This window comes from Candidatus Blochmannia sayi (nom. nud.), assembly GCF_059935855.1.
Genome location: NZ_CP011796.1, coordinates 345865 through 369010, shown reverse-complemented (window position 1 = coordinate 369010; position 23146 = coordinate 345865). Strand labels below are relative to the sequence as shown.

Below are 23146 nucleotides of genomic sequence, written 5' to 3'. Positions count from 1 at the left end.
ATTTATTGTATACTAAATATTATCATTATATGATTGATTATTATATAGATAAAATAATTTAATTAAATCGCTCTAATATAAATTTTAAAAAATATTATGGAATTATTATTCTATTTAAATATATAAATGTATGTCTATTTTGATTATTTCAGATGTTCATTTATGTATGAAAACTCCGGATGTTACTGATGGGTTTTTGTATTTTTTAAATTATTATGCAATGCGTGCTCGAGCTCTTTATATATTAGGGGATTTATTTGAAATATGGTTAGGAGATGACGATCATAATTCGTTACATATTAATATCGCTAAAGCATTAAAAACTTTAAATCAAAAAAATATTTCGTGTTATTTTATTCATGGAAATCATGATTTTTTATTAGGGAAAAAGTATGCTAATTCTTGTGGCATGACCTTGTTGCCTTCTAAACAAGTATTAAAATTGAAATCAGGTAAAAAAATAGTGATTTTGCACGGAGATACTCTGTGCACGAATGATGATTCTTATCAATTATTTCGAAAATACTTAAATCATATTGTAACGCAACATGTTTTTTTGTCATTACCGTTATTTGTGCGTCTTCGTATATTTAATTTTGTACGTACTTGTTGTATGAAATTTAAACAATATAAGTCTAAAAAATTAAATACTAACTTCAAGATGATTACAGATATATTAATTCAGAATAATGCAGAAATTATGATTCATGGACATATTCATCGACCAGCCATTCACAAGCTTTATAAATCAAAAAAAGAATTTTTTAAAATAATGGTATTGGGGCATTGGAAGGAATATGGTTCAATGATAAAAATAAATGAAGAAAATAATAACATTACATTTATAGAATTTCCATTAAATAAAATAATAAAATACTAAATAATTCATATGTGTTACTATTTTAAATATAATGTTATTTAACTTCATATTAAAAACAGTGTTTTATACATATTTTATGTGTACAAATATAATGAAATTTCCATATTTATTTATATTGTATATAATATATAACATACATCAATATATCATACATTGTTTTCTTATTAAAAGCTAATATTTAATTAATAGTTTTATCTATAATCAATTTATTTTATATTGCATTATATAAAATTATAGATTTTTTAATAAATAGTATTTTAGATATAAAATATAAATATCTTAAATTATATAATTTTTTTATTTTTTAGCAGATAAATTTTGATGAAATAATTTTTTTAAAATAAAAAGAAAATCTTTATATATTAGATATTTTATTTTAAATTATCGATAATAAAATACACAGTCTGATAATAGGTTAAAATGTGAATTTTTAAGGAACTTGTAGATAGATCAGAAATAAAATCTAATATAAATTAAAACAAATATTGTAATTAGTGTTCATTTTTATTTATTGGATAAATAAAAAATATTATCGTTAAATCCATAAAAAATAGAAAAAATTTTTTAATTAATTTATGTTATATCACCAAATTTTTTAATTTTTAATTTGGTCAACAAAAGTATATATGATGTCATATAATCAATTTATGATTATGTTACAATTAATTATTGGTTGTACCTATACGATAGGTATATATATAGTGTGTTGTGTATATTACTTTATTTATGTTTATATTAATTAATTTAGATAAAAAAATTATTAAATATGGTTATTTTAAATAGTATTTATTATTTAAATGATGCGATTTTTTAATGAATAATGTTAATTAATTCTTTATAAATTTCAGAAATTTGACGGTTTCCGTTAATAGAAAAGTATCGTAATTTTTTGTGTTTAGATTGTTTTTGATAATAATTTAATAATGGTTTAGTATATTGATAGTAATTATTTAATCGTTTACGTATAGTTTCTTCGCAATCGTCTTGTCGGATAGTTAAATTTTCTCCAGTAACATCATCTAACCCATAATTTTGAGGCGGATTAAATTTAATATGATACGTTCTACCAGATTTAATATGTATTCGTCTACCTGTAATACGATTAATTAATACATCATCTGGAATAACAAATTCTATAATGTAATCTACAAAAATTTTATATTGTTCCATAAATAATGCTTGCCTAATTGTTCTAGGAAACCCATCTAACAAAAATCCATTACAACAATCATTTTTATTAATACGCGTATTAATTAACTGAACCATAAACGTATCATTTATTAAGTCACCAGAATTTATGATATTGATCATATTTTGTTGAGTTTTATCATGATATGTAGATGGATTTTCAGAGAAAGTTTGACGTAACATCAAACCTGTAGAAATATTAGGAATATTATATTTTTTAGAAATAAGATGAGCTTGTGTGCCTTTTCCGGATCCAGGAGGCCCTAAAAATATAATTCGTATCAAATTTAATTCTCAACTTAAACTATATTAAATTTCATTAAATAATGTTCTGAATATCAAATACACACGTATATTATATAGCTGATAAATATAATTATTATGTGTATTGATATTCATAATAAAAAATTACGTAACATTACTTTTAATCAATCGATAAATTTAAAATAATGGTAATAAATATAAGTACTTTATTTTACATATTACATAATATAAAATTATGTAATAATATACATATTGCTATACAATCACCTCAATAATTAAATCAGTAAAGTTAACTAGCTATTAACATAGCTGTATTACTGATTATTATTTATTTTAATATTCATTTTTATCTAATAAAGATATATCATTTAATATATTCATTATCAATGTGATTTTTTATCATATTATTATTAGTATAGTGCACAATAAATATTATTGTATGTTTCATTAACTAGTTTAGCATAATTCAATTTTAATACTAAAGTATTTCAATACTATTTATATCAAGTTCAGCGTCAAAAAATTTTTTTATCATTTCAATACATGGATCTTGTGAAAATTCTTGTTTTACTTTTAATATTTTTTCTTTATATAAAATATGGATATATTCTATTGGTGTTTTCATCTCATAATTGTTGCTTGGTTTAATATATAATTTAATTGGGATGCCCATATTGTTACTAAGTGATTCTTGTATTATGTTGTGTAATGTTAACGAATTTAAATGTTGACAATCAGAACGAATATGCAAGCAAATCTCATTTGAAGAAATTTTTTCTTTCCAAGAATTCATAACTAATTTTTTTGCTAATTTTGGCAATGATAATTGATATATTTGTAATATCCATGGATCATTTTTTGTTGCTTCTTGAATTATTTGTTTTATACAATCAGATATATTTATATCATGTTTATAAAAATTCTCTATATTAATATCGTTATTAAGTTCTACATGTTTTGATACATTTTTATTGATATTAGAGAATCGATCTAGTATATTTTTTGTTGTTTTTTTGAATTCTAAGGTTAAATTTGATATTTTTTCTGTTGTATTTAATTTGTTGTTTTCTTTATACTGCAAGAGCTTTGAACGAGCTTCTAATATTTTAGAAGTAGTATTTTTGGGATCAACATCAGATATAGGTATTAAAATTTTTGATTTAGTATCATCAAGATTACATTTAGATTTGTTCGAATTTAATTGTAATGTATTATTTATTTCTTTTAATTTTTTTATATTCGATGTACTATCATTTTCCTTGAAATGTTTCAATTCAAAATCAATGTGATCGACAGTATATTGTGTATCATTTGTATTACATTTATAATTATTATTTGAATTTGCTAAATCTGAAGATATATTATTATTTTGATTTGTTATATTTACATCAGGACGAAAAGCTAATGCTCGTAACATGGTCATTTCTATTCCCACGCGATGGTTAGGTGCATAAGGTAATTCTCGACGACCTAATAATAGTATTTGATAATATAATTGTACATTTTCTGGATTAATACGATTACTCAACGTGAGCAGACGTTGATTGATATCTTGATCTTTCATTATATTATTATTTGATTTTTTTATAGAATTTAATGAAAAATGATTCATAGCTATTTTTTGTAAAATAATAAGCATTTCACTCAAAAAATAGTCCCAATTCACCCCTAAAATAGAGTAATCATTTATTTGTTGCATCACATTGTGTATATTTCCATCGACTAAGCTTTCAATTAAACATAATGGATGTGCTATATTTAATAGACCAAACATATTATTGATAACGTCGTTAGTTATATTGTTATTTCCTAAAACGATAGCTTGTTCTGCTAAATTCAAAGCATCACGCATGCTCCCCTTTGCAGCATATGCTAATGCTTCTAAAGCAGAAGACTCTGTCTTTATTTTTTCTTCATTAAAGATATATGTTAATTGAGTTATAATTTGAGAAATACTGAGTGGTTTTAAATAAAATTGTAAACATCTAGATAATATAGTTTCTGGTAATTTTTGATACTCAGTAGTAATCAAAATAAATTTGACATGTTCAGGTGGCTCTTCTAATATTTTTAATAAAGCATTAAAACTGTAACGTGATAACATATGTACTTCATCTATAAGATATATTTTGAAACGTCCTTTAACTGGCATATATTGTGCATTATCTAAAAATTCTCGAGTATCTTCTACCTTGGTACGTGAAGCTGCATCTATTTCAATAAGATCAATAAAATAACCTGATTCAAAATCTTTACAGCTATTGCATTCTTCACACATAATAGATGTTATGCCTTGTTCACAGTTCAACCCTTTTGCCAATAATCGAGCGATAGTCGTTTTTCCTATACCTCTAGTACCAGTTAATATGTAAGCATGATGAATTTTATTTAATGAAAAACTATGTGTGATCGCTTGAATGATATGTTTTTGACCTACAATATCAGAAAATTTTTTTGGACGCCATTTACGGGCAAGTACCTTATAGCTCATAAAATATAACTCATATAATTAATCGTTGTAAATAGAATAATAAAAAAATTTAATTGATTTAATGAATATATTTTAATCATCAGAAAATGTCACTAAATTATAAGAATTTATTTCTATTTTTTTTAATAATGATTCACCTCCTAAATTTTTTAAAGCTATTACAAATCCAGCATGATTGACTTCTCCCCCTAAACGTCTAATTAATTTTACTACTGCTTCGATCGTTCCGCCTGTTGCTAATAAATCATCTATAATTAAAACTTTATCACCTGGAATAATAGCATCAGAGTGTATTTCTAAATATCCACTATCATATTCTAAAATATATGGTTCACTGATAGTAGTGCGTGGTAATCTTCTTGCTTTACGAGCAGGAACAAAACCTAACTTTAGTATTAATGCTAATGGAGCGCTAAATAAAAATCCTCTAGCTTCTATACCTATCACTTTAGTCAATTTGTAATTTTTGTAATGATTAGCTAAAAGGGTAATACTTGCTGCATATGCTTGAGGATTTTTGAGTAATTCGGTGATATCGCGAAACAAAATACCTTGTTTTGGATAATTAGGTACAAATCTAATACTTTTTTTGATCAATTTTAACTGTTGATCCATAACATTTATCATATTTTTTCCAAAATATAAACAGTTACTTAATTTGATATATTTAAATATAAAAATAAGTTTTTTATTAAACTGCATAAATTTTTATAAGTATACTCATATAAAAATATGAATACTATATTTTGTACAAGCCATAGTATAATTTGAAAACATTCGTATATGTTAAAATTGTTTTAATTTCAACATAAAATTATTCTATATATAGACTGTGATTTGATATATATATATATCAAATTTTACAGTTAATCGACATAATCAACAACTTTATCATTGTAATATAGTACATATATATTTTTAATGAAAATTTCAAGTATTTATTTGAAAATAAATATACACATAACCTAGTTAAATATACCTCACGTGAGTTCTATTATAAAAACAATGAACATCGGCAATACTAATTATTATGATTTTTATGAGTATGAGTTTATGCAAATTTAATATTTTAAGTTAATAATGGTACTATCCATGTTAATTAAAAAATTTTTGGAATACAATTTATTATAAATTGATAACAGCTAATTATTTTATTTTAAATTATTGAATATAATAAAAAAACAAGTATCAAATACTGAATATTCAATAACAATATGAATATTCTAATTCTAAGTTAAAATATATTAAATTGTATTTACGTTTTTTAACGTTTTGTATATATAAATATTTTATATTCATTTGAATTAGTTACACAATACTGTTTAATAAATTAAATAATCTGGTGGTTAATGATTAATTTAATTTCATTAATAAAATAATAAAAACAACTACAATAGATTTATTTACAAATACTTATATATCATATAATACTTAAATATTTTTCACCTAAACACTTGTATCTTTCATATTTATCGAATAATAATTAAAGAAAAAATTATACACTATTATATACCCGCAAATAATAAGAATTATACAAAAAATAATATACGAAAATTAAAAATTGTAATTATTTTAATCTTTTAATTATTGTTTGGTTCTTCAAATTAATTATTTATTATACAATTAATCAACCATGAACAACAACACTATCGAAAGATTATATATTATGAATAATTCAAAATAAACATTTTGATAAAATTAAATAATCATAAATTTAACAATCAATTATTTATACGTAAAATTTATAAAAAACCATTTTCATGTTAAATAACAATACTAATGTTTATTGTTTTAGACATAAACCTACCTAACGTTAAAAACGTGTATTATAATTTTTGGCAAAATAATAAAATATTATAAAATCTAAACAGATTTGATCGGGATGCTAAATCAACATATTAAACAATTTTTGTTACGGCTGCTTCTTTCCAGACCTGACCGGTTTTTACAAAAATTATTATAAGTAAATTAAAATAACATCCCTTTGGGGTATTATCCATGATTATTTTAATATTTTCAAGTAATAATTAAATATTTAAATTGATTTATCGGTGCGTTACTACCTCTGTTCTATTTATAGAATTAATAATATATATACTCTTATAACAATTCTAATTATATTAATACAATCAATTTATCCATGATGTGGTAACAAATTTGTAAATACAAAAATAATTTTTCGATATTAAATATATATGAAAACATCAGTTTTACTGACATTATTTCTTATTTTTTTTACAATTTAAGTAACTGAATCAATCACAAAATTAATATTATAGTTATTATTATTCTTTACAATAAAGACCTGCACTATCCTTATTAATTAATTATTATATGTTTTATGTATTTTACTTAGTCATCTTAGCGATAAACATTTATAATTGATTTTTTTATAAACACAACAAATATTTGCGTATCATAAATGTAATATATATATACGAACATTTTTATTAATTATATTTAATTATAAGCTTTTCAAATATATAAAATACACGTATACGTATTTATACTAATGATATGTTAGGTGTTATTTTGGAATTAAATGGGGCATTTTGCAACGCTAAAATTAATACTTCGTCTATTTGTTTCACTGGATAAATATCTAAATTATTTACTACAACGGAGGGCATATCTTCTAAGTCTCGTTTATTTTCATATGGTATTAGTACTGTTTTAATACCTCCCCGGTGCGCTGCTAACAATTTTTCTTTTAGTCCACCAATAGGTAATATTTGTCCTCGTAGAGTTATTTCTCCTGTCATAGCTACGCTTGACTTAACAGAATTTCCTGTCAAACAAGAAACTAACGCAGTACACATAGCAATCCCAGCGCTTGGACCATCTTTTGGAGTAGCTCCTTCTGGTACATGTACATGAATATCTTTTTTCTCATAAAAATCTATATTAATACCTAATTTATCAGCACGTGCTCTTACTACAGTTAATGCAGCTTGAATAGATTCTTGCATAACTTCACCTAAGGAACCAGTATAAGTTAATTTTCCTTTTCCAGGAACACAAGCAGTTTCAATAGTCAAAAGATCTCCACCAACTTCGGTCCAGGCTAATCCAGTGACTTGTCCAACTCGATTTTCTTGATCTGCATGAGTACAATCATAACGTTGTACCCCAAGAAAATCCTTTAAATTATTTTCATCAATAGTTATACATCTAATTTTTTTATTCATTAATAATATTTTTACCGTTTTGCGGCACAATTTAGAAATTTCGCGTTCTAAATTACGTACTCCAGCTTCACGTGTATAATATCGAATAATACCTATTAAAGCATTATCTTGTATTGTTAATTCTCCTGGTTTTAAAGCATTACGTTCTACTTGTTTAGTTAATAAATGTCGTCGTGCTATATTTAATTTTTCGTCTTCGGTATAACCAGATAAACGAATTACCTCCATTCTGTCAAGTAATGGGCTTGGGATATCCATTGAATTAGAAGTAGCAACAAACATAACATCAGATAAATCATAGTCTATTTCTAAATAATGATCATTAAAAGTAGTATTTTGTTCGGGATCTAACACTTCTAACAAGGCAGCAGCTGGATCTCCACGCATGTCCAAAGACATCTTATCTATTTCATCTAAAAGAAATAGAGGATTTTTTACACCAACTTTAGACATTTTTTGTATAAGTTTACCTGGCATAGAGCCAATGTATGTACGACGGTGTCCTCTGATTTCTGCTTCATCGCGCATGCCACCTAAAGCCATACGTATATATTTACGACCAGTTGCTTTAGCAATAGATTGTCCAAGAGATGTCTTACCTACTCCTGGTGGACCCACTAAACATAAAATAGGACCTTTAATTTTATTTATTCTATTTTGTACTGCTAAATATTCTAAAATACGATCTTTAACACGTTCTAATCCATAATGATCTTTATCTAAGCTTTCTTGAGCTTTAATAAGATTTTTTTTCATTTTACTTCTTGCGTGCCAAGGTACTGATAATATCCAATCAATATATCCACGAACTACAGTGGCTTCGGCTGACATAGGAGACATCATTTTTAACTTTTGCCATTCTGATTCTATTTTGGTTCTTGCTTCTTTAGGCATTTTAGCTGCTTCTATTTTACGTCTAAGAGATTCATTTTCGTCGATAATATCGTCCAGTTCTCCTAGTTCTTTTTGTATAGCTTTCATTTGTTCATTTAAATAATATTCTCGTTGACTCTTTTCCATTTGTTTTTTTACGCGATTACGGATACGTTTTTCAATTTGTAGCAATTCAATTTCAGATTCTATCATTGCTATTAAATATTCTAATCGTTCTGTAATATCCGACATTTCCAATATAGATTGTTTATCATTTAATTTTAGTGGCATATGAGCAGCAATAGTGTCAGCAAGACGATCTGCACTATCAATGTTATTCAACGATGTTAGAACCTCAGGAGGTATTTTTTTATTAAGTTTAAGATATCCTTCAAATTGATTAATAACAGCTCGAATTAATATTTTTTTTTCATGTTCGTTCAATTCTTTAGGATGAAAAGAAGTTGCATTAGCTTGAAAATGATTCCCAGTATCCGTTAACTCGATTATTCTAGCTCTCATTAGTCCTTCCACTAATACTTTAACCGTGCCATCCGGTAACTTCAACATTTGCAATATCGTAGATATTGTCCCGACTGAAAAAAGATCATTAATACTCGGCTCATCAGTAGACGCTTCTTTTTGAGCTATCAACATTATTTTTTTATCACCACTCATAGCAGATTCAAGACATCTAATTGATTTATCTCGGCCTACAAATAATGGAATCACCATATGTGGGTATACTACCACATCACGTAAAGGCAATACAGGAATTTCTATGCGCTCAAGTTGCTCAGTATTCATAGAGCCATCTCTCTTGGTTATAGCTTAACACATCATTACCACAATTTTTAAATACTCAGTTACACTATTTTTTGATAACCAGATATCCGATATATATGGGGACGAATCAATTATATTCAACATTGAGTATTATGAAAAGAAAAATAAACAATTTTAGTTAAAAAATTATTTATTAATTAATATTCAATTAAATTTTAATGATTTTTAAAAATCATTTTTAAATAAATATATTTTTTAAATTTTTTTGTATATTTAATGTTTGTTTTTTATTTAAATAAAATTATTAACTATTTAAATTTATAAATTTTATTATTTATTTTAAAATGTGATATATTCATACAATAATATCAATGATACTGCAAAAATTTTTTATTTATATAAATTTAATAAAAATTAATAATATAATAAAAATTATTTAAAATTTTTTAAACGTATTTTTTATAGAAATCATCTAATTGTACAAGTATAAATTATATATCCAAACTATATTCCAATATTTTTATAAATGATTATAACATATAGCACATTATACACGCATAATTATACTATATTTTAAATTTATATGATAATCAATTTATCAGCAATTTTAATTTATAATATTAATAACCATGTAATATATAGTATCGTAAAATATTATTTATTCTATCTTTTAAAAAATATATTTATTATATGATTATATAAGAAGTACTGAATTACTAACTAATTTTAGTTTAATTTTATTAAAGTTTTTATCAATAAATTTCATAAAAAATTAATAATTCTTTCGTATTTTGTAATACTTTAACATTTGTAATTCTTAATGATACAATACATTGTATAATTTAATATATAACAAATAATACCAGAATTAATTAATTGATTAAAATTAATATTAACGTTATATTTAATATTATTAGCTGTATCTAAATTAGTTAAATCATTAACACCTGAGTTATTTATTAACTAAATCCTTTAATAGATATTAAAAATATTCCAAATAATATAAGTTACGTATAAATGTTGTTTATAAATTTATATTTTTTATATAAAATTGTATTTTATAAATATGCTTTTAACAGAAAAGCATGCGTATACATATAAATTTTTAAATACAGTCGATAATAAAAACTGTATCAGTATTTATATACTATAATATTAAATATAAAATAAATACATTATTAATATACAATAATAATAATAATAATAATAATTATCTTTTATTAGATAGCAACTGTTTCAGTTTGAAAAATTATCATTTGTCAATAAAAATTTTTTAATTATTTAATATTTTAAGTTCCTGCTATTTTCATAGAAGAAATTAAAACAGACCCACAGTGAATACAACCTCGTGTTTCAATGTCATTTCCAATAGCAACAATATTGCTAAACATTTCTTTTAAATTTCCAGCTATAGTGATCTCATTTACTGGATATTGAATTCTACCGTTTTCTACCCAAAAACCAGATATTCCGCGCGAATAATCCCCAGAGATCATGTTAATTCCTTGTCCCATAATACCAGTCACAACAAGTCCACAATGCATATTTTTTACTAATTCCGTAAAACTAATATCTTTATAACTGATATTCCAATTGTAAATTCCATCAGCGTGTCCAGTATTTTTTAGTCCTATTTTACGTGCAGAATAACTATTTAAAAGCCAACTATTTAACATACCATTTTCTATAATAATGCGATCTAACGTTCGTACGCCTTCACTGTCAAATGGAGCAGATCCCCATCCTTTTAATATATGGGGATGTTCTTGTATTGATATCCAAGAAGGAAATATTTGTTTTTTCAAATCATTAAGCAAAAAAGTAGATTTACGACATACGTTATCTCCATGAATCGCGTTTGCTAAATGATGAAATAAACTTGTAGCTACTTCCGCGACAAATAGTATTGGGGACTCCATTGTTTTTAATTTTTTGGGATTTAAACGTTCTAATGTTCTACGGGCACATTCTTTTCCAACCCATTCTGGTGAACGTAAATCATTAAATGAACGACTTAATGTATATGCATAATTTTGTTCCATCATTCCATCACTTGCAGCAACTACACTACAAAATAAAGAATGTTGACTACTAGTATAACTTTGTAACATACCATGACTATTTCCAAATACTCTAGTAGTAAAACAACTATTAAATTTACCTCCTTCAGTGCAAATTATACGTTTATCATATTGTAATGCTGTTTGTTCTGCTCTAGATGCTAAATTTACGCCGAATTTAGTATCTAAGTTTATAGGGTGGAATAAATCAAGATTTATAGCACTAAATGCCAACAATTCTTTATCAGCAATACCGGCATATGAATCTGGTGAAGTATAATGTGTTATATTTACTGCAGCTTCAACAGTACGAGTTAATGATTGATTTTGCAAATCATTCGAAAAAGCATTCCCTTTTCTTTTTTGACGAAATATAGTTATACCCAAGATACTATTATTATTAAATTCTACATTTTCAAGTTTTCCATAACGAGTACTTACAGTAATCCCCGTGGTCTTGGTTATTGAAACTTCTACCTCATTAGAATATGTATGTGCTAAATTTAATACTTGATCTACTATATTTTCTAGAAAATTATGTTGTTGTATCATATCATTAGTTACATGCATATTACCTCCTATAATAATAATAATAATTTTTGATTATAATAGATTTATTAAAAATATAAATTATACGATTAACATAATTCTGGTTCATATTTATATATGAATATTATATTTAATAAAAATATTTGTTTTAACAAATTATGAGTTTTGATTTGCAAAACTGTATGGATGTATTTATTTGATATAATTAACAATACGAATAATATAAAAATAATTAAACAACAACATATCTCTGATATTAAAATTAAAATCATTCTAAAATAATATATAATTGTATTTATTATTATTTAATTTGGACATTGATATGATTAATACTACCAATCATAATGATGATAAATATTTATCGAATGTTAATAAATTATATGTAAACCAAATAACAATTTTATTACATCGTAATGAAAAACTTTATCTCAATGCTTAATTATTACCATGTAACACGCACATACTGGTTAATTCGTTCCCCCAACAATAATTTTCTCTAATTTTATTGTCGGTTGACCTACACCAACTGGTATATTTTGTCCATTTTTTGCACATAAACCTACACCTTTATCTAAAGATAAATCATCTCCAACCATTGAAATATTTTGCATGATTTCAATACCTGATCCTATTAAGGTAACTCCTTTTATCGATTTAGTGATACAACCTTTTTCTATTAAGAATGCTTCAGATGCAGAAAATACAAACTTACCTGATGTGATATCTACTTGTCCGCCAGCAAAATTTGAAGCATACACTCCGTAATTTACACTATTGATAATTTCTTCTGGTGTTGATTGCCCTGCTAACATATAGGTATTAGTCATTCTTGGCATGGGTAAAGTAGCATAAGATTCTCGTCTGCCATTACCTGTTGAAATGGTCTCCATAAGTCTAGCATTTAATTTATCTTGCATATATTTTTTCAAAATTCCATTTTTGATTAAAATATTATATTGACCAGGAGTACCTTCATCATCAATAGTTAATGATCCGCGTAATCCTTTTAGTGTAGCATCATCCACTATCGTGCATAACTCAGATGTTACTAGTTCTCCAATTTTTTTAGAAAACATTGAGCTACCTCTCCTATTAAAATCGCCTTCTAATCCATGTCCCACTGCTTCGTGTAATAAAATACCAGGCCAACCAGATCCTAACACCACTGTCATAGTTCCAGCTGGCGCTGCTATAGATTCAAGGTTAGTTAAACCCATACGTACAGCATCTTTAGCCCAACAATCAGCTATGATATCTCCTTCTGTAGTAGTATCTAAAAAAAAATCGTATCCACATCGTCCTCCGCCACCGCTTGTCCCTTGCTCTCTTTTTCCGCGTTGCTCCACTTGTACTGATATAGACAAGCGTACTAATGGTCTTATATCTGCAGCTAACGTTCCATCTGTAGCTACTATTAAAATTTGTTCGTATATACCGGACAGATTGGCAGTAACTTTTTGTACTCTAGAATCTGTAATCCGTGCTGTTTTATCTATTCTCATCAATAAATCAATTTTTTCTTCTTTAGATACACTAGACAAGGGATTTGAACAAGAATATACAGGAGAACATTGAGATGTATTATAAGAAAATTGTTGATTTTTGGAAGCAAGTAAAGTATTACTGCTGCAATGACGTTCATTTGTCACGCTGATAGATGCATTAACGCTACGCATTAATGCATCTAAAGTTAATTGATCAGTGTAAGAAAATCCAGTTTTTTCACCTGTAATTACTCGAACGCCAGCACCTTGATCTATAGTATAAGATCCAGACTTTATAATGCTATCTTCTAAAGTCCATGTTTCATGAGTACATGATTGAAAATAAATATCAGCATAATCTATTTGAAATTTTTTTGTTAGATCTAATAAGCATAAAAGATCGCTGTGTTGTAGTTTATTAGGTGTAAGCAATTGTTCACTCACAAAATTTAAGTTCATACCATTCCTATTATCATCATTCTATTAATATAATCAAATACATACCATCCGTTGATTCATAAATCAAATATTTTTTCAAATTATTATATACTCTTTTTGCTAAAAAAAGTAGAATTTCTATTGATGTACCTTTTTTAAATATTACAATCTTTGAATTTAATTTATTTAATTATTTTTCTAACGAAAACACGTCAACTATATATGAATGAGTGTCTAGTTGTTATTAACAAATATTTTAAGAATACTAGAATCTTTATAGATTCAATAATGTATTTAAATATTATTATTTTATTATGAATAAAAAAACGTATACATAAGTTATATAATTTATTAATTTATTTATTATAGCAATATTTTATAATTTATTGAATCAATTAAGTAATTAATGTCAACAAATTATAAAAATGATTTAAATATATAATTTATCATATACAATGTTTTAAGATGTTAGTGTTTAATTATATTTAAATTTTTTAACAATATGTTCATAATAATTTTACTTAAATTTATAACTATCACTCATAATAATCATAACTATTAATTTGTAAAGTTTAATGTGTTGTTAATTTATTTAATAGCATGGCATATTATATTAATGTTAAATTATAGTGACATACATTATATATTAATAAACTGTAAATTATTAATTAATTTTGATAAATTTTACGCATTAAAAAAATTAAAAATGGCCATAATCCACCATCAAATAAACAACTCCAAAATAATTCTGGAGCACATACGACTTTAGTCATCATAAATTTTATTAAAAATATAATACTTTGATTAATGAAAGAAAAAAACGCGATAATAAAAGACTGCTGCCAAATCAGCATGTGTCTGAAAAAATTAATTCTCCGTATTGTTAAATATGTAAGTATACTTAAAGATAAAGAATGTATTCCTAAAGTAGATCCTAAAATTATATCTGTAATTAATCCTAACGCAAAACCAGTGCCTATATTCACCTGATTTGGAAATATTACGACCCAATATATTAATAATATCATTATCCAGGATGGTTGTAAACACAACGGTTTTGAAAGAAAAGATGTAATTTGCAAAATAATTGCAATCATAAAGGAACTGTATACTACCCATGGTTTATAATAATAAAATTTATGCATTTGTTAAATTATTTTTTAATTAATAAATTATGATCGTTTTTATAAAATATATGAAAAATATTTAGTACTTAAATTAAGATATGCATTATTCCCAAATTAACATTGCATAACGTAAACATTGTAATTTAACTATTGGACGAGCGTAAATTGTAGTGAAGTCTTGTTCCGGGTTTTTTATGATGTTAGACACTGTTGCTACCGGATAACCTGCTGGAAATTGACCATCTAATCCGGATGTTACTAAGATATCACCAATATATATATCTAAATTTCCTGGATATTTTGCGCGTAAATCTATGTTATATCCACAACCTATTAAAATAAGACGGATGTTGTTGCGTTTTATTTGTACGGATAAAGCATGTGCTGGATCACAAATTAACATAACACGACTGCTAAATGCGTTAGTAGAAATTACTTGTCCTACTATTCCTAAATCAGTAATTACCGGTTGACCAATGTATACGTTATTATTGTTTCCTTGATTTATAATAACTTTACTACAATATGGATCTGAGTTAACTAAGAGAATTCTAGTAATTACTTTGCGTTTATTGTTACATAAGGGAGAATTAAGTAATGCATGCAATTTATAATTTTCCTGTTTATATTGATCTATTAATAATAATTCACTATTTTTTAAAAACAATTCTTGGCGTAATGCATGATTTTCTAAGATTAATTTATTATGTTCTTTAAACATTTTTAAAGTATAATCTAATACGTAGTATGGTTTATCACATAAATAATGAAAAAAATAAACAGAACTTTCTATATAATTTCTGAATTGTAAAAACATATTCAATTTTCCATCAGCCATGATGACAACAATAGACGCGATTATGGCTAAAAATAAGCGTAACTCTAAATAATAAAGTTTACTGTTTACAGCGCTATACATAAAAAGGTACCTTGATCTTATTGATACTCGTTCAATGTATTAAAAACATATTTTAATTGATTCAATTTTGTTAGATCATAGAATGTAAAAATTATTTGTAACATTTTTTATTTAAAGACATTATTCTTCGCTAAATAAATCTCGACCATGTAGATCGATCATATCAAGAGCTTTACCGCCACCTCGTGCAACACAAGTAAGTGGGTCATCTGCTATTACTACAGGGATACTAGTTTCCTTTATCAATAAACGATCGATATTTTTTAATAGAGCTCCTCCACCAGTCAATACCATACCATATTCAGAAATATCAGATGCTAATTCTGGAGGACACTGCTCTAGAGCTGCCATAACCGCACTCACTATACCGGTTAATGGTTCTTGTAATGCTTCTAATATTTCATTATTGTTTAATACAAAACTTCGTGGTATACCTTCTGCTAAATTTCTTCCACGTACTTTTATTTCACGAAGTTCATCATCTAAATATGCAGAACCTATAGTGTGTTTTATCCTCTCTGAAGTTACTTCTCCAATTAAAGAACCGTAATGACGCCGTACATAACTGATAATAGCTTCATCAAAACGATCTCCTCCAATTCTAACGGATGACGAATATACTACCCCATTTAGAGAAATCACTGCAACCTCAGTTGTCCCCCCTCCAATATCTACTACCATTGAACCAGTGGCTTCAGATACTGGCAACCCAGCTCCTATAGCCGCAGCCATAGGCTCTTCTATTAAAAAAACTTCACGGGCTCCTGCTCCTTGTGCAGATTCACGTATAGCTCTACGTTCGACTTGTGTAGCACCTACCGGAACACATACTAATACTCTTGGGCTTGGTCGCATAAAACTATTACTGTGTACCTGTTTAATGAAATGCTGTAACATTTTTTCAGTAACAAAAAAATCAGCTATTACTCCATCTTTCATAGGACGAATAGCTGCTATGTTACCTGGTGTTCTTCCTAGCATTTGTTTTGCTGCATATCCAACAGCAGCTACACTTTTTGGCATTCCTCCACGATCCTGTCGAATAGCGACAACGGAAGGTTCGTTTAAAACAATACCTTGCCCTTTCAAATATATAAGAGTGTTAGCGGTTCCGAGATCAATAGATAGATCACTAGAAAATATACCACGAAACTTTTTAAACATAATAATTTGTAATAATATTATTCAATTTATCTAAGGCATTCATTTATGCGGAATCTCCTGAAGAATTATAAATATAAAATTACACTAAATATCACTTACACATATTTTTAAAATCATTATTCGATATATTGAATGTTGTTAAATCATTTTTATGTGTTTTATTTTATATAAAATGCACAATAATTCATATCTATATCACTGTTATACTAAAGCAATATAGATCCATATTTATTATGGAATATAAATTTCAGATATATATATATTGTAAGTTATATGGTACAACATTTACAACAACATATAATTAATATTTTCAATCTGTATATACATTGAAAATATTATAATATTATATTACAATATTAATGTTGAAAAAATAATTTTTAAATACAATAATAATATATTATTTTGAAAAATGTCGATGTTTAATCGTAAAACTAAAACAAATGTATATTATTTCATTGTTTAAATAAGTTTTTATGTATGATTATTTTTTTTTGAGAACAATGAAAAAATTTTAATTTTGAATCATATGACACATACTTTATTTAAATAACAAAATGATGTTTTACATCGAAAAAATATAGATCAATTATATATATTTAAATTTAATAAGAATATTTAAGAATTATGAAAGACATATTTCATATTGTATTGATAAATGGACCTAATTTAAATTTATTAGGAACACGTGAATTGAATATATATGGGAGTAGCACTTTATCCGATATTTTGACAGATTTGTATAAAATATCTAATTCTTTAGGTGTAAAAATGGATCATTTTCAATCTAACGCAGAACATGAATTAATTAATCGTATACATCAAAGTTATAATATGGATTTTATTATAATTAATCCTGCAGCTTTTACCCATACTAGTATAGCATTACGAGATGCATTTTTGGCTGTTAATATTCCTTTTATTGAAATTCATCTTTCCAATATATATACGAGAGAAAAATTTAGACATTATTCATATTTATCTGATATCGCTCTGGGTGTTATTTGTGGATTTGGGATAGACGGATACCGATTTGCTCTACATATGGCTCATAAATATTTGTCTAAAAATTAATGAATAATGATATAACATAGGTTTTACTATGGATATTCGTAAAATTAAAAAATTGATTGCATTAATTGAAGGGTCTAGTATCTCTAAATTAGAAATTTCTGAAGGAAATAAAATAATACGCATTACTCGTTCTACGTTTAAAATATCGTCTTCTTCGACGTGTTTACCTACAACACAAGATTCGAAACTATCATCAACATGTAATCTTTCAAACGCAGACAATGTTATACCTACAAAAAGTGATAATATAGCTCGTGAACATGTTGTGCGTTCTCCAATGGTAGGTATTTTTTATATCAGTCCTAGTCCACATTCTGATCCCTTTATATCAATAGGACAGACAGTTGAAATTGGAGACACTTTATGTATTGTTGAAGCCATGAAAGTAATGAACCAAATCCAATCAGATAAATCAGGTGTAATAAAAGCTATTTTACCTGATAATGGGCAGCCCATTGAGTTTAACCAGCCATTAGTCATTATTGAATAACGAGAGAAAAATGTTAGATAAAATTGTTATCGCAAATAGAGGAGAAATAGCATTACGTATTTTACGTACATGTAAAGAATTAGGAATAAAGACAGTAGCTGTATATTCAACTATAGATCGTGGTTTGAAACATGTACTTTTATCTGATGAAACCGTTTGTATAGGACCCCCACCTGCAATACACAGTTATTTAAATATTCCAGCTATTATTTCAGCTGCAGAAATTACTGGATCATCAGGAATTCATCCTGGTTATGGATTTTTATCAGAAGACGCTAATTTTGCAGAACAGGTTGAACGTTCTGGTTTTATTTTTATTGGACCGAGCTCAGATACTATTCGTTTAATGGGAAATAAAATATCTGCTATAGCTATTATGAAAAAGTCAGGAATAATGACTGTTCCAGGTTGGAACTGTGAACTGAATAATAATATAAATAATGACATCTATGATTGTTCATATCAAAGTTTACACATTAATTATCCAATTATTATAAAATCTGCCCATGGTGCAGGAGGACGTGGTATGTGTGTGGTACGCAAAGAGTCAGATTTAAAAGATTCTATACGAATGATGCGTTTAGAAGCTAAAAATATGTTTAACAATGATATAATTTATATAGAACAATATTTAGAAAATCCAAGACATATAGAAATACAAGTTTTATCTGATGGGAAAGGAAACATAATTTACTTGACAGAACGTGACTGTTCTATACAAAGAAGACATCAAAAAATAGTAGAAGAAACCCCTGCATTAGGCATTAGTCCTGAAATTAGGAAGTATATCGGAGAGAGTTGCGTAAAAGCTTGTTATAATATTGGATACCGTGGAGTAGGTACATTTGAATTTTTGTATGAAAATAACGAATTTTTTTTTATAGAAATGAATACCCGTATTCAAGTAGAACATCCAATTACAGAAATGATTACCGGAATCGATTTAATTAAAGAACAATTAAAGATTGCGTCTGGATATACATTAAATATTACACAACAATCAGTTCAGTCGATAGGCCATGCAATAGAATGTCGTATTAACGCTGAAGATTCTCACAATTTTATACCTAATTCGGGACGTATTACTAGATTTCATGCTCCTGGTGGATTAGGAGTGCGTTGGGAATCTCATATTTATTCTGGATACTCAGTACCACCTTATTATGACTCAATGATAGGTAAATTAATTTGTTTTGGAGAAACACGTGACATAGCTATTGCTCGTATGAAAAATGCATTGTCAGAATTAATTATTGATGGTATTGATACTAATATTGAATTACAACGAAAAATCATAACTGATGAAATTTTTCAAAAAGGTAATAAAATTAATGTTAATTATTTAAAAAATAGACTCAATATTTAAATAACTAAATCAATTAACAACAAAACAAATTTTTACGTTATTAATAAATAAAATAAAATATTACTAATTATAGTATACAAAACCTTAAAATGTCTAAATATTTCTATATCGCTGTTTTTTAATTATATTTGGTAATGATGCTAGACTTTTAATGATCCAATTTGCTGTATTCATAGTTTTTTTTGTTATCTTTTTTCCGCTACATACTAACACATTAGTGCCAACACCTGCTAATTGCCCTGCCAACATATCATTTGCAGTATCTCCTACCATATAAGAAGTAGTCATATTGATGTTAAAACGTTTTTGAGCATCTAATAACATCCCTGGACCAGGTTTTCGGCATAAGCAATTCTGCTTAAATTGTTTTACTACTCCTTGCAAATGATGTGGACAAAAATACACTGCATCTATATGTACGCAATATAATTGTAAATAAGAAATCATCCATTTTGTTAAAAATATAAAATCTTGTTGAGTAAATACACCTCGTGCTATTCCAGACTGATTAGTAACGATAATTAAAAAAAAATTCATTTTTTTTAATTCTATCATCGCATGTATAACATTATCAATGAAAAAAAAATCATTAATGTTATATACATAATGATTATCAATATTGATTGTACCATCTCGATCTATAAATATAGCATTCTTCACGTGTATGACTCGTATCTATATAATTCAAACAATATTAATGATAATTATTTTTATAATTTATAAATATAATTATTTAATATTTTTTGATTAAAAATATGATATGATTAACGCGGTATTAATTAGGTTATGTATTAATAATTAATAAATACTCTATAACAAACAGCATACCGTACGTACTATTTAATTGTATATTTTATAAAAATAAATCAAAATATTCTATGTTTAATTCATCTACACAGATAGATTTAATCTGTATTGGTTTTAAAATATATATTAGATATATAAAAAGTTTTATTAGTAATCATTATACTAGTATTATACTAATAGGCTTTTTTTTATTTGGGTAATAATAATGCGTATCAGTCAGTATTTACTAGCTACTCTTAAAGAAACACCTAAAAATTGTACAACAATTAGCCATCAATTAATGTTACGAGCAGGATTGATACGCCAAGTATCATCTGGTCTGTATACTTGGCTACCAACAGGACTACGTGTATTGCGAAAAATAGAAAATATTATTCGCGAGGAAATGAGTAAAATAAATGCCATAGAAATATCCATGCCAATAGTTCAACCCGCGAAATTATGGAAAAAAAGCGGCCGTTGGTCAGAATATGGTACAGAATTACTGCGTTTTAAAAACCGTAATAATCAAGAATTTGTATTAGGACCTACTCATGAAGAAATAGTTGCTGAAATTATTTGTAAAGAAATTATGCTTTATAAACAATTTCCACTAAACGTATATCAAATTAATACTAAATATCGCGATGAAGCACGTCCTCGCGCTGGAATAATACGTGCCAGAGAATTTATTATGAAAGATGGATATTCTTTTCATCCAAATCAAGAATCTCTTAAAATTACATATGATAATATGTACGATTCTTACCATACTATTTTCAGACGTATTGGATTAAATTTTTGTGTTGTTCAAGCTGATCCTGGTAGGATTGGAGGGATGTTGTCTCATGAATTTCAAGCATACTCTGAAAATGGTGAAGATAATGTTGCTATTCCTGTAATACTAGATAATAACAATGTAAATAATTTAAAAAAATTACACAATGTTGTTCCTGTGAAAATACAAACAAACAAATCTATAGAAACTATGCGATTAATAGAAGCACCTCATATTAAATCCATAGAATCATTAATTAAACAATTTAATTTATCTATACGTCAAATAGTTAAAACAATAATCGTACGTATTAAAAATCAACATGTACATAACACTTATAATTTATTGGGATTAGTAGTACGTGCCGATCATCAGATTAGTAACAAAAAAATTGCGATGATTCTGCAAATATCTACTCCTTTATCTTATTTGAACCCAGAAGAAATTTACATATTTACTGGAGCACAGCCTAATTTATTAGGTCCTATTAATTTATCTATACCATTAATTATAGATTACAAAGTGGCTGAAATGAGTGATTTCGTCGCTGGGTCCAATGTAATTGGTAGATATTTTTTTGGAATGAATTGGAATCGCGATATACCACTTCCAAAAATAGCAGATTTACACGAAATATCAAATAACAATATACATGTCAATGAAAAAAGCATGTTATCAATCCATAATTGTATCGAAATAGGACACATCTTTCAATTAGGGCAAAAATACTCAAATTCAAATTATAGTTATATACAAAAAAATAATAAACGTAATTTAATAGTAGAAATGGGTTGTTATGGTATAGGAATTACACGGATTGTTGCTGCAATTATTGAACAAAATCATGACCAAAATGGTATTATATGGCCAGATTCAATTGCACCGTTCAAATTAGCTATTATACCAATTAATATGCATAGTTCTGTTAAGGTAAAGAATGTTACAGAAAAAATTTATAAGCAACTTTTATCTATTATAGGAAAAGATGTACTAATTGACGATCGTAAAGAATATCCAGGTACAATGTTTGCGGATATAGATTTAATTGGAATACCACATATTCTTATAGTCAGCGACAATAGTTTAGCTAGTCAAGAGGTAGAGTACAAATATCGTAAAAATAACAAAATAAAGAGAATTAAACTTGAAATATTAATACGATATCTAACTGAAAAAATTATTTCCTCATGAAATAATTATAAATTTTAATAACAAAATAATAATATTCAAAATAAGTATTTATG

At 26.3% G+C, this 23146-nt stretch carries 15 protein-coding genes and 1 other RNA gene; 5 read left to right on the top strand and 11 right to left on the bottom strand.

Annotated features, from left to right (window positions below; all coding sequences use genetic code 11):
* The first annotated feature begins 130 nt into the window (after positions 1 to 130).
* Entirely contained in the window at positions 131 to 880 is a 750-nt protein-coding gene (locus tag Bsayi582_RS01555; RefSeq protein ID WP_500816051.1) for a UDP-2,3-diacylglucosamine diphosphatase, read from the top strand.
* 810 nt (positions 881 to 1690) lie between these two features.
* On the opposite strand, the gene adk is transcribed toward Bsayi582_RS01555, so the two are convergent.
* From adk to Bsayi582_RS01505, 10 genes are all read right to left on the bottom strand, one after another.
* Complete coding sequence (adk, locus tag Bsayi582_RS01550; protein WP_500816050.1) at positions 1691 to 2353, bottom strand: adenylate kinase; 663 nt, start codon at positions 2351 to 2353, stop codon at positions 1691 to 1693.
* Positions 2354 to 2810: 457 nt separating this feature from the next.
* Positions 2811 to 4823 (bottom strand): DNA polymerase III subunit gamma/tau, encoded by a 2013-nt coding sequence (gene dnaX / locus Bsayi582_RS01545; protein ID WP_500816049.1) that lies wholly within the window; start codon positions 4821 to 4823, stop codon positions 2811 to 2813.
* 72 nt (positions 4824 to 4895) lie between these two features.
* On the bottom strand, positions 4896 to 5450 hold the full coding sequence (gene apt, locus Bsayi582_RS01540) for an adenine phosphoribosyltransferase (RefSeq protein ID WP_500816048.1): 555 nt from the start codon (positions 5448 to 5450) through the stop codon (positions 4896 to 4898).
* Positions 5451 to 6703: 1253 nt separating this feature from the next.
* Positions 6704 to 6797: signal recognition particle sRNA small type (gene ffs, locus Bsayi582_RS01535), an RNA gene on the bottom strand.
* Positions 6798 to 7327: 530 nt separating this feature from the next.
* The gene (lon, locus tag Bsayi582_RS01530) at positions 7328 to 9691 is read right to left on the bottom strand and encodes an endopeptidase La (protein WP_500816047.1); all 2364 of its coding nucleotides are present in this window, start codon (positions 9689 to 9691) and stop codon (positions 7328 to 7330) included.
* A 1268-nt stretch (positions 9692 to 10959) separates the two neighbouring features.
* A complete protein-coding gene (gene pmbA / locus Bsayi582_RS01525) occupies positions 10960 to 12300 on the bottom strand; it encodes a metalloprotease PmbA (protein WP_500816046.1) in 1341 nt (446 codons plus the stop codon).
* 446 nt (positions 12301 to 12746) lie between these two features.
* On the bottom strand, positions 12747 to 14222 hold the full coding sequence (gene tldD / locus Bsayi582_RS01520) for a metalloprotease TldD (protein WP_500816045.1): 1476 nt from the start codon (positions 14220 to 14222) through the stop codon (positions 12747 to 12749).
* Between the two features lie 647 nt (positions 14223 to 14869).
* Positions 14870 to 15346: a rod shape-determining protein MreD gene (gene mreD / locus Bsayi582_RS01515; RefSeq protein ID WP_500816044.1), complete on the bottom strand. Its 477-nt coding sequence runs from the start codon at positions 15344 to 15346 to the stop codon at positions 14870 to 14872.
* An 85-nt stretch (positions 15347 to 15431) separates the two neighbouring features.
* A complete protein-coding gene (gene mreC, locus Bsayi582_RS01510; RefSeq protein WP_500816043.1) occupies positions 15432 to 16247 on the bottom strand; it encodes a rod shape-determining protein MreC in 816 nt (271 codons plus the stop codon).
* A 120-nt stretch (positions 16248 to 16367) separates the two neighbouring features.
* The gene (locus Bsayi582_RS01505; RefSeq protein ID WP_500816042.1) at positions 16368 to 17411 is read right to left on the bottom strand and encodes a rod shape-determining protein; all 1044 of its coding nucleotides are present in this window, start codon (positions 17409 to 17411) and stop codon (positions 16368 to 16370) included.
* 624 nt (positions 17412 to 18035) lie between these two features.
* On the opposite strand from Bsayi582_RS01505, the gene aroQ reads away from it, so the two are divergent.
* From aroQ to accC, 3 genes are read left to right on the top strand one after another with little or no spacing between them, the layout of a single operon-like run.
* On the top strand, positions 18036 to 18482 hold the full coding sequence (aroQ, locus tag Bsayi582_RS01500) for a type II 3-dehydroquinate dehydratase (RefSeq protein WP_500816041.1): 447 nt from the start codon (positions 18036 to 18038) through the stop codon (positions 18480 to 18482).
* A 28-nt stretch (positions 18483 to 18510) separates the two neighbouring features.
* Positions 18511 to 18972: an acetyl-CoA carboxylase biotin carboxyl carrier protein gene (gene accB, locus Bsayi582_RS01495; protein ID WP_500816040.1), complete on the top strand. Its 462-nt coding sequence runs from the start codon at positions 18511 to 18513 to the stop codon at positions 18970 to 18972.
* 10 nt (positions 18973 to 18982) lie between these two features.
* On the top strand, positions 18983 to 20338 hold the full coding sequence (accC, locus tag Bsayi582_RS01490) for an acetyl-CoA carboxylase biotin carboxylase subunit (RefSeq protein WP_500816039.1): 1356 nt from the start codon (positions 18983 to 18985) through the stop codon (positions 20336 to 20338).
* A gap of 93 nt (positions 20339 to 20431) precedes the next feature.
* Here accC and gmhB read toward each other — a convergent pair whose 3' ends face one another.
* On the bottom strand, positions 20432 to 20998 hold the full coding sequence (gmhB, locus tag Bsayi582_RS01485; protein ID WP_500816038.1) for a D-glycero-beta-D-manno-heptose 1,7-bisphosphate 7-phosphatase: 567 nt from the start codon (positions 20996 to 20998) through the stop codon (positions 20432 to 20434).
* A gap of 352 nt (positions 20999 to 21350) precedes the next feature.
* Between gmhB and Bsayi582_RS01480 the strand changes: the two genes are divergently transcribed.
* Positions 21351 to 23093, top strand: coding sequence for a proline--tRNA ligase (locus Bsayi582_RS01480; RefSeq protein ID WP_500816037.1), 1743 nt, complete (start codon positions 21351 to 21353; stop codon positions 23091 to 23093).
* Positions 23094 to 23146 lie beyond the last annotated feature (53 nt).